Origin of the sequence: Pseudomonas antarctica (genome assembly GCF_001647715.1) — a bacterium.
Lineage (GTDB): Bacteria > Pseudomonadota > Gammaproteobacteria > Pseudomonadales > Pseudomonadaceae > Aquipseudomonas > Aquipseudomonas antarctica_A.
In genome coordinates this window covers 4,172,565-4,186,809 of the sequence record NZ_CP015600.1, presented here as the reverse complement: position 1 = coordinate 4,186,809, position 14,245 = coordinate 4,172,565, and the positions used below count along the sequence as shown (strand labels likewise).

Here is a 14,245-nt window from a genome sequence, read left to right as displayed (position 1 = left end):
TCGGTAAGCCAGTGCGCCTAGTGCGTCACGGATAGCGCGCAACAGCGACCCGTCTCTAAAATTTCATTGGCACCGTAAAATCTGGTAAGGTGCCGCGAAATTATCAGGATTGTTGTAATGGAACCGATACAAGCTTTGCAAACGTCGGAAGTATGGATGCTATTAGCCTTTCTTTTAGTCTGCGCTTTTATTCCAATGCTTGTTATGTCGCGAACAGTTACGACTCTTATTCCAGAAGGTCACATGCAGACTCGATGGATAGACGGCCTGCGTGGTTTGGCGGCAGCTATTGTTTCGCTGAATCACGCGCCATATGTAATTGGTAATCTGGCCGTAGTACCAAAAGCCTTTTATGTATCGCCAAATGATGATAGGTTTTTGCTAATGTCTGGAGCGCTAGGCGTTCAGATGTTTTTTTGCATAACCGGCCTGCTTTTTGCCGGAAAGATACTTTCCGAAAAGCCTGTTGATTGGTCTGACTTCTATGCTAAACGGGTTAGGCGAGTGGTGCCCGCATACATCGCGGCCGTATTACTAGCCATAGTGATTGCTGCTTGGTTCTCTTGGCCTATCACTCAATCTCCTACGGAGATGCTGGCCGCAACGCCCAACCTTTTCTCGTTCGGCCTGCTTTACATGCCAACCATTAATGGCTTCAACTTCAGTCGATTGCTCGGCGTTACATGGACGCTGGCTATCGAGTGGCGCTTTTACTTCGTGCTGCCCCTTATCTATTTGGCAGTTAAGAAAAGCAAAAAGGCCACCTTCACAGCGATCATTGCTTTTGCCATCGCCGACCTTTCGATCTCCGGGGTAAGCTCCTGGTCGTTCTTCATCCCTGGCGCGCTGTGCTCGTTAATAGCCGGCAAGAATTTTGGCAGGAACGTAAGAGTAATCGCGGGCGTGGTCGCTCTGGCTGCGGTTGTCTTCATATATTATCGGTCTGGGCAAAAAACAAACTATGGGCTGGAGCAATGGCTCTGTGTTTCCGTGTTGTTTACAGCCTTGACTATTTCGCGCCCTAGCATTCTCAATCTTAAAGTGTTTGTCGGTATGGGCACTGTCAGTTACAGCTTCTACCTGCTTCACTCAATGCTACTATTTGCTGTGCTTGGCGCAGTAAATTTCTACGTCGTAGATTTGGGCACTTTGTCCATTGCTAAGTACGCGATGCTAGCTGGCGGAACCCTGGCACTTGCCACAATTGTTTCGACGGCCTCTTATCTTCTAATCGAAGATAGATACATGCACAAGCCAAGCAAGTCTAAAGTAGCGGCAACGCGCTATTCGGTCGCCGCAAAGTAAATTAACCAAGATTAAAAAGCCCGCCATTGAGCGGGCTTTTTTTCGCCTGGAGAAAAGTATGCCGATTACCGAGCAGCAGTTGCTGCAGATCCTCCCTAACGCCGGCCGACAAGCCGGCGTTTTTGTTCCTGCACTGAACACCGCCATGAACCGCTACGGAATCGTGGGCACGGCGCGGGTCGCCGCGTTCATCGCCCAGGTCGGGCATGAGTCCGGCCAACTGCGCTACGTGCGCGAGATCTGGGGGCCGACGGCGCAGCAGCTCACATACGAAGGTCGTGCCGATCTGGGCAACACCATGAAGGGGGATGGTTCCAAGTTCCGTGGCAGGGGCCTGATCCAGATCACCGGTCGGGCGAACTACGCAGCGTGCGGCGAAGCCCTGGGCCTGGACCTGGTCAATAATCCGGAGCTGCTTGAGCAGCCGCAGCACGCCGCGATGTCGGCTGCCTGGTTCTGGTTGACGCGGGGGCTCAACACGTTGGCAGATCAGGGTGAGTTCACGAAGATCACGCGGCGCATCAATGGCGGGCTCACCGGTAAGGCTGATCGCCAGGAGCTGTACGACAAGGCGCTGAAGGTGCTGGCGTGACGCCGATGCAGAAGCTGGCCGGGATGGTGCTGGCCGCTCTCTTGGTGTTGGCAGTGGGCGCTGGGGCCGGCGTATGGCTCGCCGCGCGTCACTACCGGCCGCTGCTCGACACGGCCCAACTCGACCTTGCTAACACCAAGTCGGCCCGGGACAACCTTGAGGCGTTGGCCGGGGAGCAGGGCAGGAAGCTCGGCGAACTGGTGCAGGCCGGTGAGCTTCGGCAGCGGAACGCTGCATTGGCGCAGGAGAAAGCACGGCAGGAGGCCCAGCCAGACTACGCGGCAGCCAACAATCTATTGCGGGAGCGAACCGGCGGTGATCCCGCCCAGGCTGCCAGCGCGATCATTGATAAGGAGCTGGGTCTATGAAGACTTTGCTGGTGGTACTGGCCGTGGTGTTGGCCGGATGCACGGGCCGACCGCCCGAGGTGCGCACCGTCCGTGTTGAGGTGCCGTTGCTGGTTCCCTGCAAGACCAAAGGCGTCGAGGTCCCGCCGTGGGCGGCGCAAGGCCTGAAAAAATCAGACAGCCTGGAACTGAAGGTGCGCGCGCTCTTGGCTGAGCGCAGGCAGAGGATCGGCTACGAGAGGCAGTTGGTTTCTGCCTTAGGATCGTGTCAGTAGCTTCCTGGCGACCCATGCCAAGTAGCGTCGGCATTGGGCGACAAATAAAAAAGCCCGGCGATGGACCGGGCTTTGGGAGGCTGATGAAGGCGCTGCTGCTACTGCCTGTAGACCTTGCCATCATTGCACAGCCAATCAGTCTTCTTGATGGTGTTCTGAGACGGGGAGCTACTGGCATTATCAGATGACTGTGTTACGGCCTTGCAATCATTCGCAACCACAAATTTTTCCCATCGAGCGCTTTCGTTGTTTGCGAAGTACGCGACCAGAGCGATAACGGCAACAACCCCAATCAGCGCGAAAATTCTGGATACCTTCATTATTCTTCCTTAATAAGTAGTTCTCACGGAGCAAAGTGCGCCGCGTGGTTTATAGAGAGGTCTGGCTGCCAAGGGGTGATTCATTGATATTGAATCAATGATACACAAGACATCATTTTTTTTCCTGCCGAGTGAGCTTCAGGGTTTCGGACCCCTAAGCACGCTCAGCTCCAGCAGGATTCGCTGATTCTCCCTAAGCAGGTAGTCGCGCTGTTCGGCGACGAGCTTCATGCCCAGGATTGCGGGCTCGGAACATCGTTCTTTGAGCTCTCCGATCTCAGCCATCGCCTTTTTCAGCGCTGACTGCGCCTCGGCCTTGCCGGTGGCCAGCGCGTCACTCATCTGGACGAGCCCGGCGATGTTCTTCCGGGCCTTGCGCAGCAGCGCCTGAGTCTCGCTGAGTTCGTCCTCGAGCAGAGAGCATTGGTGCTTGTACATTTCCAGGGGCGTAGGGCAGCCAAGCCACGCTGAGGTGTCTTCGTCGATGTGCATGGTGGTTAAATCCGAATGCTGTATGTGCATACAGTAATCGAGCTTTTGACTCGCCGGTATTTGAGGCGACGAGAGGCGGTCAGTCCGGTGTCATGAGGACGGCCAGGGTCAGCTTTATAAACTCTTCGTTCTCGTCGATGGTGTGCAGGGCACCGCGCACGTTCTCTGCGACTTCAGCGGAACCGCGCTGCTCCACCCAGTTCGATAGCTCCATGATGGAGGCTTCGAGGGCGAGTTGGTTTTCGTAGAGATTCGAGAGCAGGGAAGGGATCAGGTCTGAGTTCGGCATCGGTGTTCCTCCAGGGAGTGAACAGGGTACCAGTTGATGCGATTTAGGTGGTTTGGTGTTCAGTCGGCAGAACGCCGGGCGCAGGGAATTTCTTACCGAAAGCCTGTAGGGAGATTTGCGGGGATTAGTAAATCACGGTTCAGCATCGTTAGGCGTCGATTGCAGTGGGCGCCCACATAAGGTGTTGCAGTTTAAGGCTTTCCGGCACGTCCGCTAGCATGGGGTGCTAGGGGTCGAGTGTTCGAATCACTCCGTCCCGACCATTATTCCTGAGTAAAATCAGACACTTGAGCCGATCAGATGGATCGGCTTTTTTGTGGCTGCGCAAAACTACCCGATGATTTCGCTGATATTCAGGTCCGGTATTGCCTCGGACCAGATGATTTCCTCGTGGTTGTGAGTTCACGCCGTTTTTTGCCCTTTTTCGCACTGCCTTTGGCACCAATACGGTTTGATATTTCTCTTCCTTTCTCAGCTTTTTCGCATGTCAGATGTTCTTGCCTAACGCCTTGTTTCCGGGCAATTAGGGCGTTTTCCCTCACCTGCTCCGCGACGCTAAACCCTGGAAGCTCAGTTCCGATTCTTCGTTCTTAAAGGTCACCATCCCAAATCATCGAAACCGGCTGTACGTCACGCGGGCCGTGTCTTTGAAGACAAACAGAAGCAGCGAAAGCCGGACTTCCGATTGTGCGCTAGGGAAACGGAACAGGGCGCGGGGGGCGCGCGGAGGGTGGTTGGGCAATCGCCAGGTCTGTGGAAGGTCTCTAGTCGCCGGCCGAGCCCTTTGATCACAAGGCCCAGGGGCCGATTTGGAATCAAACCATCGCGTCCGAGAGCCTGACTCATACCTCCAAATTCGATGTTTTTGGGCCCAAACCGCAGTGCCAAACACACCGCAAATTCACCCGACTTCTTGCTGTTTTGGTGACAAACCATTTTGCAGGTAGTTGGTACCGATTGAGTGCCGCTGAACCCTCGAAAGATCCGTCGGCCGAGACTTCTAGCGGTCAGCTCGGAATCTCTTGCAAGGTCCTGGTCGGTGCCAAATCCGCTGCTAACTCACATCTTGAAGTCGGCTACTTCTGGCGACTTTGTCTATATTCCGAATCCAGTTCCTTTGGTTGAGCCCCAACATTGTTTCTCGCGCCATTGTTTTGCTCCTTGGCGCCCACTGCGGGGCGAGTTGTTGTTCTGATCGGTCTGCTTTTCAATTGCCATGGCTTCGATGTAGGCGTCTTCCCTCTGGTCGAACTCATGACTGTCGAAGACAACTCCCTGTTTTTCAATGGGGAACTCCCGGACGTGAGAGTGCCGCTTGCCGTCGAGTTCCATTACGCGGTTGATGGGGCCGGTGATGACCAGGGCGGGTAACGGCTCGCCGGCCAAGACGGGCGGAATAAGTTTGTGCTTTGGCTCGGGTGCCTGAAACTGACGGTCGAACGCGTGCGCCAGCGCTTTCAATACTGTTGGGTTCATGGGGGCATACCTTGCCTATTGGCGGTAGCTGGAATGATGTGCCTTACTCGAAGCTCAACTAAAAATAGGAGCAGGGGAATGGCACCGGTCACGCGTAGGAGAACAAAAGCGTATTTCGAGTGGGCAGCAGCACACCTTCCGTATTCGAGCAAAGAGGAGACGCTGCCTAATGGGGTGTTTGTTGAGGCTTGCGGCCGCCAACTAACCGGCGGACAGGTCCAGCTTTTTATTGGCATTTATACTGCTGATGGAGAGCTGGTTCTTGAGGATTACACTGAGAATGTCCAAGAAATGACTGTCGCAGAGGCCATTGATTGGGGTTTTGATCGTGGTCGAAGCGTTGGTAACAGTCAAAAATTCTGAATGAACGAACGCCCCTTTCCGGGCGTTTTTGGTTACTGCGTGTTCTGTTGGGATACGTTCAATGCTACCGCCACAGGCTGAACCCAGATCGGCATGCTGTTGAGCATGAAGGTTTCGCCGGCTTCGGCCAGCATCAGGGTGGTGCCAAACACGTGGGCAATTGCTTCGGTGGCCGCCGGCGGAACTGCATTGCCGATCCGCTCGAGCCAGGCCTGGTCGCTCAGGCCGTCAAGCTCAAACATTTCTTCGGGTCCCACCAGGCCTTAAAGCGCGGCCAGCTCAAGGGTGGTGAATGGCCGGTGCCAGGTTCCGTCGAGGCTTTTAATAACGCAGGTCAACCGCTCGTTGGCTTCTGGCATGCGAGGATCTGCAACAGACCATCGGCCGTTGTCTTTGCGGGCATTGGCTGAAACGTCGCCGCACTGAACATTCCATCGGTAACACCGTAGCGGTCGCCAGTAAGGTAGGCGCCTCCCTTGGTGCGCTTCATGCCTGGTCTCATTGAGCCATGTCGTATTTCGCGTGTCCAATACCTGGAGCGCGAGGATCTGCAACGCTAAATGTTCCCTGCCCGGGAGACTTGACGCCGATCACAGCGCCGCTCGTTTGATCCCAGGGGCGGACGCCATACAGCTGGTTTTGAAGGGCACCAGCTTTGACCCGCGGATCAGCTACAGAAAACTTGCCGTTGGTTGGCCCGCTGCGTGCTGCGACGGTGCCGATTGTTTCGTTCCAGTCACTTACGCCCAGGAATCCATCCAGAAACTGAGGAGCAATTACCAAGTCACGCAGATAGCCATCCTTGATCGTTAAATTATTCAGGCAGCGCCAGTCCTTACCGGCGTTCACCAGGGCGAGGCGCACCCATGTTTTCCATTGCTACGCTGGCACTCTGTATATGGGGGTCGGAGGCCTCCACGTCGCCCGCCATAGGCATGCGGCTTAGGATTCAGCCGACGGACTTGAGTGTCTTTTTCCCCGGCCCGTAAAGGAACGGCAGCACCTTCTCGATGTGCCTGGCCACCAGCAAAAAGCGCTTGCGGCTCTGGCATGGCTGCCAATGACTCCGTAATCGAGGTTTTTTTTGCAACTGCATAGAGCGCGGCCAACAAAGCACTACGCCTGATAAGCTCAGGGGTTCATGAACGTGCTTGGCATAAAGTTGACCCAACTGGAACAGGAAATAGATTCCACACAAGATGAATCGCCCCGGGTTTCCTAGACACTCTCCAGGCTCGCTGCGTAACGCTTTTCAAACTCTACCGGTGACAGCTGATTGTTGAAACTGTGGCGTCGTTTTGGGTTGTAAAACATCTCGATGTAATCGAACACATCATCCCGAGCATCCTGGCGTGTAGTGTAGATTTTACGCTTGATCCGCTCCCGCTTTAGCAGCTGGAAAAAGCTCTCCGCCACAGCGTTGTCGTGGCAGTTACCTCGACGACTCATGCTGGCCACCAGGTTGTTAGCTTTCAAGAAGCTTCGCCAGTCTGAGCTGCTGTACTGGGCGGATTCAACCGGTCGTCGCAACACCTTGATCGAGGTGTTTATGGGACGACCTGCAGGATGGATGCAAAAATTGACGGGCCGGGGAGCGATGCGTTCTCCAGGTGCACCCTCACTTCGTAATGAGATCGAACGGCTATTTTGGCTGCAGATTGCAACAGGCATCACAAGCGAAAAGGCAGCACATGCCGTTGGCGTATCAACCGCGGTAGGTACACGCTGGTTCCGTCATCGAGGCGGGATGCCATTATTCATGTCGAATCACATATCAGGACGATACTTATCGTTTGCAGAGAGAGAAGAGATTGGGCTGCTTCGAGCGCAAAGTGTTGGCGTTCGTGAGATCGCTCGTCGCCTTGGACGAAGCCCATCGACAATTTCACGGGAGCTGACACGAAATGCTGCTACCCGTTGCGGTCGGCTTGAATATCGAGCGTCAGTAGCGCAATGGAAGGCAGAACTGGTGGCCAAGAGGCCGAAACCAGCAAAACTGGTCACTAACCCGCGACTGCACCAGTACGTACGCGACCGCCTTGAGGGCAAGGTTCAAGACGCCGATGGTCGTGAGATTTCTGGGCCTCGGCAAGCGCCCTTCAAAGGCCGAAATAAACCGCATCGCAGTGACCGTAAATGGGTCAATGGCTGGTCGCCTGAACAAATTGCCAACCGACTCCAGATCGATTTTCCGGATGATGAATCCATGCGTATCTCTCATGAAGCCATATATCAGGCGCTCTACATTCAGGGTCGAGGAGCTCTCAAGCGCGAACTGGTGAGTTGCCTGCGCTCAGGACGAGCGTTACGCGTACCGAGAGCCCGATCGCAGGCCAAAGTGTGGGCACACGTCAGCGAGGACGTGATGATCTCCAGTCGTCCTGCTGAGGTAGAAGATCGGGCTGTACCCGGGCATTGGGAGGGCGACCTGATCATCGGTCTGAACCGTTCTGCGATTGGAACTCTGGTCGAGCGCTCAACTCGATTTACCATGCTCGTCCATCTGCCTCGCGAGAAAGGTTATGGGCTAATCCCCCGCACGAAGAACGGCCCGGCGCTGGCTGGCTATGGGGCTGTTAGTATGGCCAACGCATTGAAGAAGACGGTGACTGATCTTCCCATCGAGCTGTGGCGATCCTTGACCTGGGATCGTGGAAAGGAGTTGTCGGATCACGCTCGGTTTACCATCGAGTCCGGAGTAAAGGTTTTCTTTGCTGATCCACATAGTCCATGGCAGCGCGGCACAAACGAAAATACGAACGGCCTTCTACGGCAATACTTCCCGAAAGGCACTGACCTCTCTCGTTGGAGTGCCCAAGAAATACAGGCGGTAGCTCACGTACTCAATACTAGACCTCGAAAAACACTAGGCTGGAAAACACCTGCCGAAGCACTGAATGAGTATTTAAAGTCTGTACAACAATCCAGTGTTGCGACGACCGGTTGAATCCGCCCTGACTGCCTTGATCCGAGTGGATCATCACCTCTTGCTTCGGCTTACGTCTCCAAACCGCCATCAGCAGTGCATCAATGGCTACGTCGCTGGTCATCTGCGACTTCATTGACCAACCAATGATCTGGCGTGAAAACAGATCGAGCACCACGGCCAAATACAGCCAGCCTTCATATGTTCGGATGTAGGTAATGTCTGTGACCCAGACTTTGTTGGGTTCTCTGACATCGAATTGGCGCTTCAGTAAGTTCGGTGAGGCAACGGCTGGTTTACCGCCATATTTTCCCGGCCTCCGTCGATACCCAGTCTGAGAACGTAAACCTTCAAGGCGCATCAACCTAGCTACCCGGTGACGGCCACAGCTCTCACCAACCTCTCGCAGGTCATCATGGATCTTGCGATAGCCATAAACACCACCGCTTTCCAACCAGGAGTGTTTGATCAGTCCAAGCAGTCGCTGATCGTCCTTGGCTCGCGCAGATTTTGGTTCTGATAGCCACGCGTAGTAGCCGCTGGGATGAACCTTGAGCGTCAGGCAAAGCCGTCGAATCGCGTAATGACCCGCTTGCTGCTTAATAAAGGCGTACTTCAGCCGCACTCCTTGGCAAAGTACGCGGCGGCCTTTTTTAAGATGTCTCGCTCCTCCGTCACCCGTTTCAGCTCGGCACGTAGACGACGAACCTCAGCGCTCTGATCATCCTCCTCAACGCGCTGTTCCTGGGGCTTGGTGTAGCGCTTAACCCAGGCATAGAGGCTGTGCACGGACACACCCAATCGTGCAGCCACCTCCGAGACAGGAAGCTGCTTTTCGGTCACTTGCTTGACCGCCTGGATTTTGAATTCTTCGGGATATCGCTGGTTGCTCATGGCACCTCCTAATGGGCCTCATTTTAAGGCTTGGAGGTGTCTACGAAACTAGGGGCGATTCAAGATGCGGGAACGTCTAACGTGTAGCTTGGCCATGCAACCAAGCTGGGGCTCGCTCGCTTCTACCGAGAATGCTAGCGATCACGGCTTCAGGCAGGATGTGCGCGGTGACTCGATGACCTGTGCCGGCAACCCAACTTTTCCGGAGGGATCGCGTATCTTGGTGATGCCTGAGGCCGATCTGATTAGCGGAAAGTATTACGTTTTGAAGCTGAAAAACGGCGAAAGCAATTTCAAGAAGTACATTGAGGACGCAGGGCTTCGCTACTTGCGGCCGCTAAACTCGAACTACCGAACCATACAGATTGATGGCGACTGCAAGGTGATTGGTCGCGGGATCGTAACCAAAATGATAGGGCTCTGACTGGTGCATGATGAAAACTACAAATCTCACTTTCGCATTGCTGGGTGTCTTACTTTCAGGGAATGCATGGTCTGCTACGGGTAATGATCTGATCCAGTGGGGGACGAATGGTCCAAAAGGCACGACATTCATGGATGGCGTGTACATGGGATACATCTCTGGAGTCTCCGACTTTTCAAACGGTATTCTTTACTGCGCCCCGCCAGGTGTTACCAACGGACAAAACGTCGCTGTAGTAACCAAATTTTTAAAAGCCAACCCTGAGAAATGGACCGAGCAAGCCGCCTCACTTATCGTCCAAGCGTTGACTAAGGCCTACCCCGCCTGCAAAACCAAATAACCTCTGCTAAAAATAGAGCCCGCCATTGAGCGGATTTTTTTGCGCCTAGATTTTAAAGTTTTCGCTTGATGTAGAAATAATCTGCGCATTACGCAATCCGTGTTCTGCGATTGGTGCAAATCAATACAGCCCTTTAACAACCAGCCGTAACAAAGCGTCGACCGGTTAGGATTTGACGCATCGGGCGTGTGCGACTCTCACCCCTGATGCGCCGTATAGACCTCGGTACGTCGGCGTGCAAGACAACGGAAAATTTCACTGGTGCGTCCAGCCGCCATTTGGTCGGACGCAAAGAGAAAACAACCGGAGCAACCGCCCTGCAGGCAACCATGGAACACGAAATAGTTATTGAGGGGTGGGGCCCGAAGTGGAGGTAAACGTACTCGCTGTACGATCCTCCCTGCCCGGCCCACACATCCAGCGACTGGGATGTCCAGGGGGGAACGGGAGCTCGAATTCAAACTGCTGTCGGGCCGTTGCTACGACTAAGGCAGCGTGTCTATGGATTTACCGCGTTACCAACTGCCCTAAGTAGCCAAGCAGCAGTACACGGCTATTTCTTGGAGTTTCGATAGCTAGGAAGGGATCAGGTCTGAGTTTGGTATCGGTGTTTCTACAGAGAGTGAACAGGGTACAAGTTGATGCGGTTCAGGTGGTTTGGTGTTCGGTCGGCAGGAGTCGGGGCAGGGACTTTCTTATCGAAAGCTTGTAGGGAGATTTGTGGGGCTTCTTAAATCACGGTTCAGCATTTTAGGCGTCGATTGCCGTGGTCGCCTACATAAAATATTTTTTAAGGTTTTATAGAGATTCCGTCAGTAGGGGTGCTAGGGGTAGAGTGTTCGAATCACTCCGTCCCGACCATATTCTTCTTTGAAAAAGCCCAATCTGAAAAGGTTGGGCTTTTTCATGCGTCACACTTTCAGGTGGCTTCAGCCAGCCGTGCGTTCGCGCTGTTTGAGGTAGTCCACAAACGGGGTGATATCCGGGCTGCAGAGCAAATGCGCGATCGCGCAGACTTCGGTTTCCGGCCATTCCCACCAGGCGGATTGCTCAAGGATCAGGCGCGTGGGTTCGTCAAAGCGCCAGCGGATATGTTTGGCGGGGTTGCCGCCCACAATGGCGTAAGGCGCTACATCCTTGGTGACGATCGAGCCGGCGGCAACGACCGCGCCATTGCCGATGGTCACGCCTGACAGAATCTTCGCATGCGAGCTGATCCAGCAGTCATTGCCGATGGTGACGTCACCTTTGCTACCGCCGAAGTCAGTAATGTGGGCGAGGCTTTTAACCTTGGCCGGGAACGGGTAGCAGCTGAGCCAGTCAGTACGATGGTGGCCCCCCAAATACACTTCGACATTGCCGGCAATGGAGGTGTAGGCGCCTACACGCAGGGTCGTGCCCTCATGCCAGTCATGAACCTTCAAGTCTCCGTAGGTGCCGATGCCAAAACTGTAATCGGGGTAACGGTTGCGCAGTTTTTGCGTAGAGCGCTCCAGCGGGGAGAGCGCGCGTAATGCCTTGCGCGCTTGATGTTCGCGCCATTTACGCAATAGCTTCATGGGGTGAGCCTTCTTGCAGAGATTGAAATCAGGCGACATCGTGATGAATGGGTGCCGTCTATGCAAGACGAAGGTAGAGCGGTTTATTTATTGTCTGAAAATAGTCGTCGAAGCCTGTCCCTTTTTTTCACCTCGCCTGTCATTCCAGGCAAGTGAATAAAATCGAGAGCTTCCCCTAATGCCCGCAGTCTCACCCTTGCGCTTGCGCCCGTTGCTGAACCTGAGCCTGATGCTGAGCCTCAGTGCCAGCCCGCTATTCGTCCCGCTCAGCTATGCCGAAGACAGCACAGAGCGCCGCAGCTACGAAGTGCCGGCCGGCAGTCTGAGCGCCGCATTGACCCGCTTTGCCGGGCTCGCTGGCGTCAACCTGTCCGTGGACCCGGCGCTGGTCAGCGGTCACAACAGCAGTGGCTTGTCCGGCAAGTACGCGGTGGAGGAGGGGTTTGCTCGCTTGTTGCAGGGCTCCGGCCTGCAGCTGCAACCGATGGGCGAGCAGGCGTACAGGTTGGTGCCGGTGCCGGAGGGTGGCAGCCTGCAACTGGCGCCCACGTCTATCCTCGGCATCACCGGGCAGGCCGATGGGGATACCTATGCCGGTGGCCAAGTGGCGCGCCGTGGTTCGCAAGGCCTGCTCGGCTCGCGCGACTTTATGGAAACGCCGTTCAGCATGACCACCTACACCGCTGATGCGGTGAAGAACCAGCAGGCGCGCACACTGGGAGACCTGGTTGCCAGCGATCCGTCGGTGCGCGCCACCAACCCGGCGGGTGGGCGCTATGAGCAATTCACGATTCGCGGGTTCAGCCTGTTCAACAGTGATGTGGCCTACAACGGCCTCTATGGCGTGCTGCCGACCTACACCATCGACATGGAAATGGCCGAGCGGGTCGACATCCTTAAAGGCCCGAGCCAGTTGATCAACGGTATCTCGCCACGCGGTAGCGTCGGCGGCGGGATCAACGTGGTGCCCAAGCGCGCCACCGACAAGGACATCACCTCGTTGACCGGCACGTGGGCATCCGGCAGCCAGGCCGGTGGCGCGGTGGATGTGGGACGGCGCTTTGGTGAGGACAACAAATTTGGCATCCGTTTCAACGGCGTGAAGCAGTCCGGCGATACCGAATGGGATCACCAGAGTGTCGACCGTGAAATGGCCGTGTTGGGCCTGGATTTTCGCGGCGAGCGTTTGCGCCTTTCCACGGATATAGGCCACACCGAGCGCGACACCGACGCGCCGCAAGAACGTGTACAAGTCGGCGCCAATGCCAGGGTGCCGAGCGCCAACGATGTGCGCCATAACTACGCACAGCCCTGGAGTAAAGCCCGCACCGATGACACCTTCGGCACTGTTAACGGCGAGTTCGACCTCAGTGACAACGTGATGCTCTATGGCGGTGTGGGCGCGCGTAAAAGCAACCACGACTTCTTGCGTCACGCGGTTTCCGTCACCAACAACGCCGGGGATTTCAGCGTATTGCCACGGGATTTCACCCGCGATGAAAACGTGCGCACCGCCACAGCCGGGGTGCGCAGTTGGTTGCATACCGGACCCGTTAGCCATGAGATCAACCTGGCGGCCAGCTACTTCTACATGGACTTTGAAAACGGCGGCGCCCGGTACGCGGCGGCGCCGAGCAACCTGTACAACCCGGAAGAAACCCCAACCCCTTCACGGCCAACACGCCTGGATTCCAGGGTCTACACCGAGAACCGCTTCAGTGGCGTGGCGCTGTCCGACACCCTGGGCTTTTTCGAGGATCGTTTATTGCTCACTCTCGGCGCGCGCTGGCAGCGGGTGAAGGTCGATGACTGGACCGACAACGTCAAGGGCGACACGGCGTATGACGAGGAAAAAGTCTCGCCATCGGGCGGCATCCTCTTCAAAGCCACCGACAAACTGTCGCTATATGCCAACTACATGGAAGGCTTGAGCCAGGGCAAAATCGCGCCTTCGACCTCGATCAACGAAGATGAAATCTTCCCGCCATTTATCAGCCGCCAGGTTGAAGTAGGCGCCAAATACGACGCCGGTGCCTTTGCCGTGACCGCTGCCGTGTTTCGTATCAAGCAGCCCGCCTACGAAACCAACGCGACCACACGGGTTTTCGGCCCCAACGGCAAACGTCAGAACGACGGCGTGGAGCTGAGCGTATTCGGCGAGCCGCTCAAAGGCTTTCGTCTGCTCGGCGGCGTGATGTATATCGACAGCGAACTGACGAACACCACCCACGGCACCTTTGACGGCAATCGCGCACCGGCCACGCCCAAATACAACGTCAACCTGGGCGCAGAATGGGATGTGCCGACGGTTGAGGGCCTGACCCTGACCAGCCGGGGCCTCTATTCCAGCTCACAGTACCTCGACACGTCCAACGTCAAGCAAATCGATGCCTGGACCCGCATCGACCTGGGCGCGCGATACGCTTTCAAGGTCGACGACAAGCACATCACCTTACGAGCGAATGTCGAGAACGTCGCCGATAAACGCTACTGGAGCTCTGCCGGGGCGTCTGACGACAGCGAACCGGGTTTGACGCTGTCGACGCCGCGTACCTACTTGCTCTCGGCGACGGTTGATTTCTAGGCGCCGGGGGAAGGTGGCAGCAACGGCGTTAATAAGAATGTTTTTTGATTGCATCGCCG

At 55.6% G+C, this 14,245-nt stretch carries 13 protein-coding genes and 3 pseudogenes; 9 read left to right on the top strand and 7 right to left on the bottom strand.

The window, feature by feature from the left end:
• The first annotated feature begins 117 nt into the window (after window positions 1-117).
• Genes A7J50_RS18720 through A7J50_RS18705 form a run of 4 tightly spaced genes read left to right on the top strand, consistent with a single transcriptional unit; the run spans window position 118 to window position 2,519 of the window.
• On the top strand, window positions 118-1,305 hold the full coding sequence (locus tag A7J50_RS18720; protein ID WP_237140855.1) for an acyltransferase family protein: 1,188 nt from the start codon (window positions 118-120) through the stop codon (window positions 1,303-1,305).
• Between the two features lie 58 nt (window positions 1,306-1,363).
• A complete protein-coding gene (locus tag A7J50_RS18715) occupies window positions 1,364-1,897 on the top strand; it encodes a glycoside hydrolase family 19 protein (protein WP_064453153.1) in 534 nt (177 codons plus the stop codon).
• Between the two features lie 5 nt (window positions 1,898-1,902).
• Entirely contained in the window at window positions 1,903-2,265 is a 363-nt protein-coding gene (locus A7J50_RS18710) for a hypothetical protein (protein ID WP_064453152.1), read from the top strand.
• Window positions 2,262-2,519: a hypothetical protein gene (locus tag A7J50_RS18705; protein WP_064453151.1), complete on the top strand. Its 258-nt coding sequence runs from the start codon at window positions 2,262-2,264 to the stop codon at window positions 2,517-2,519. The genes A7J50_RS18710 and A7J50_RS18705 overlap by 4 nt, the downstream gene beginning before the upstream one ends.
• Window positions 2,520-2,977: 458 nt before the next feature.
• Here the strand turns inward: A7J50_RS18705 and A7J50_RS18695 are convergent, their stop codons facing one another.
• From A7J50_RS18695 to A7J50_RS18685, 3 genes are all read right to left on the bottom strand, one after another.
• Window positions 2,978-3,331 (bottom strand): hypothetical protein, encoded by a 354-nt coding sequence (locus tag A7J50_RS18695; protein ID WP_064454976.1) that lies wholly within the window; start codon window positions 3,329-3,331, stop codon window positions 2,978-2,980.
• 79 nt (window positions 3,332-3,410) lie between these two features.
• A complete protein-coding gene (locus A7J50_RS18690; protein ID WP_064453149.1) occupies window positions 3,411-3,620 on the bottom strand; it encodes a hypothetical protein in 210 nt (69 codons plus the stop codon).
• Between the two features lie 1,095 nt (window positions 3,621-4,715).
• Window positions 4,716-5,096 (bottom strand): hypothetical protein, encoded by a 381-nt coding sequence (locus tag A7J50_RS18685; RefSeq protein ID WP_064453148.1) that lies wholly within the window; start codon window positions 5,094-5,096, stop codon window positions 4,716-4,718.
• 78 nt (window positions 5,097-5,174) lie between these two features.
• On the opposite strand from A7J50_RS18685, the gene A7J50_RS18680 reads away from it, so the two are divergent.
• Window positions 5,175-5,459: a hypothetical protein gene (locus A7J50_RS18680; RefSeq protein WP_064453147.1), complete on the top strand. Its 285-nt coding sequence runs from the start codon at window positions 5,175-5,177 to the stop codon at window positions 5,457-5,459.
• A gap of 32 nt (window positions 5,460-5,491) precedes the next feature.
• Here A7J50_RS18680 and A7J50_RS18675 read toward each other — a convergent pair.
• Together A7J50_RS18675 and A7J50_RS31440 are read right to left on the bottom strand one after the other, a co-directional pair.
• Window positions 5,492-6,507, bottom strand: a pseudogene (locus A7J50_RS18675) (DNA cytosine methyltransferase); the annotation flags it as partial.
• A 170-nt stretch (window positions 6,508-6,677) separates the two neighbouring features.
• Window positions 6,678-6,974 (bottom strand): annotated as a pseudogene (locus tag A7J50_RS31440) (IS3 family transposase); the annotation flags it as partial.
• 55 nt (window positions 6,975-7,029) lie between these two features.
• Between A7J50_RS31440 and A7J50_RS30845 the strand changes: the two are divergent.
• Window positions 7,030-8,406, top strand: coding sequence for an IS30 family transposase (locus A7J50_RS30845; protein WP_082895877.1), 1,377 nt, complete (start codon window positions 7,030-7,032; stop codon window positions 8,404-8,406).
• A gap of 7 nt (window positions 8,407-8,413) precedes the next feature.
• Here the strand turns inward: A7J50_RS30845 and A7J50_RS18660 are convergent.
• A pseudogene (locus A7J50_RS18660) lies at window positions 8,414-9,279 on the bottom strand (IS3 family transposase); the annotation flags it as partial.
• A 94-nt stretch (window positions 9,280-9,373) separates the two neighbouring features.
• On the opposite strand from A7J50_RS18660, the gene A7J50_RS18650 reads away from it, so the two are divergent.
• Both A7J50_RS18650 and A7J50_RS31435 read left to right on the top strand, forming a co-directional pair.
• Window positions 9,374-9,703, top strand: coding sequence for a S24 family peptidase (locus tag A7J50_RS18650; RefSeq protein WP_237140854.1), 330 nt, complete (start codon window positions 9,374-9,376; stop codon window positions 9,701-9,703).
• Between the two features lie 10 nt (window positions 9,704-9,713).
• The gene (locus A7J50_RS31435) at window positions 9,714-10,043 is read left to right on the top strand and encodes a Rap1a/Tai family immunity protein (protein ID WP_156526294.1); all 330 of its coding nucleotides are present in this window, start codon (window positions 9,714-9,716) and stop codon (window positions 10,041-10,043) included.
• A 929-nt stretch (window positions 10,044-10,972) separates the two neighbouring features.
• Here A7J50_RS31435 and A7J50_RS18640 read toward each other — a convergent pair.
• A complete protein-coding gene (locus A7J50_RS18640; protein WP_064453143.1) occupies window positions 10,973-11,602 on the bottom strand; it encodes a CatB-related O-acetyltransferase in 630 nt (209 codons plus the stop codon).
• Window positions 11,603-11,780: 178 nt separating this feature from the next.
• Between A7J50_RS18640 and A7J50_RS18635 the strand changes: the two genes are divergently transcribed.
• Entirely contained in the window at window positions 11,781-14,186 is a 2,406-nt protein-coding gene (locus A7J50_RS18635; protein WP_064453142.1) for a TonB-dependent receptor, read from the top strand.
• The last annotated feature ends 59 nt before the right edge of the window (window positions 14,187-14,245 follow it).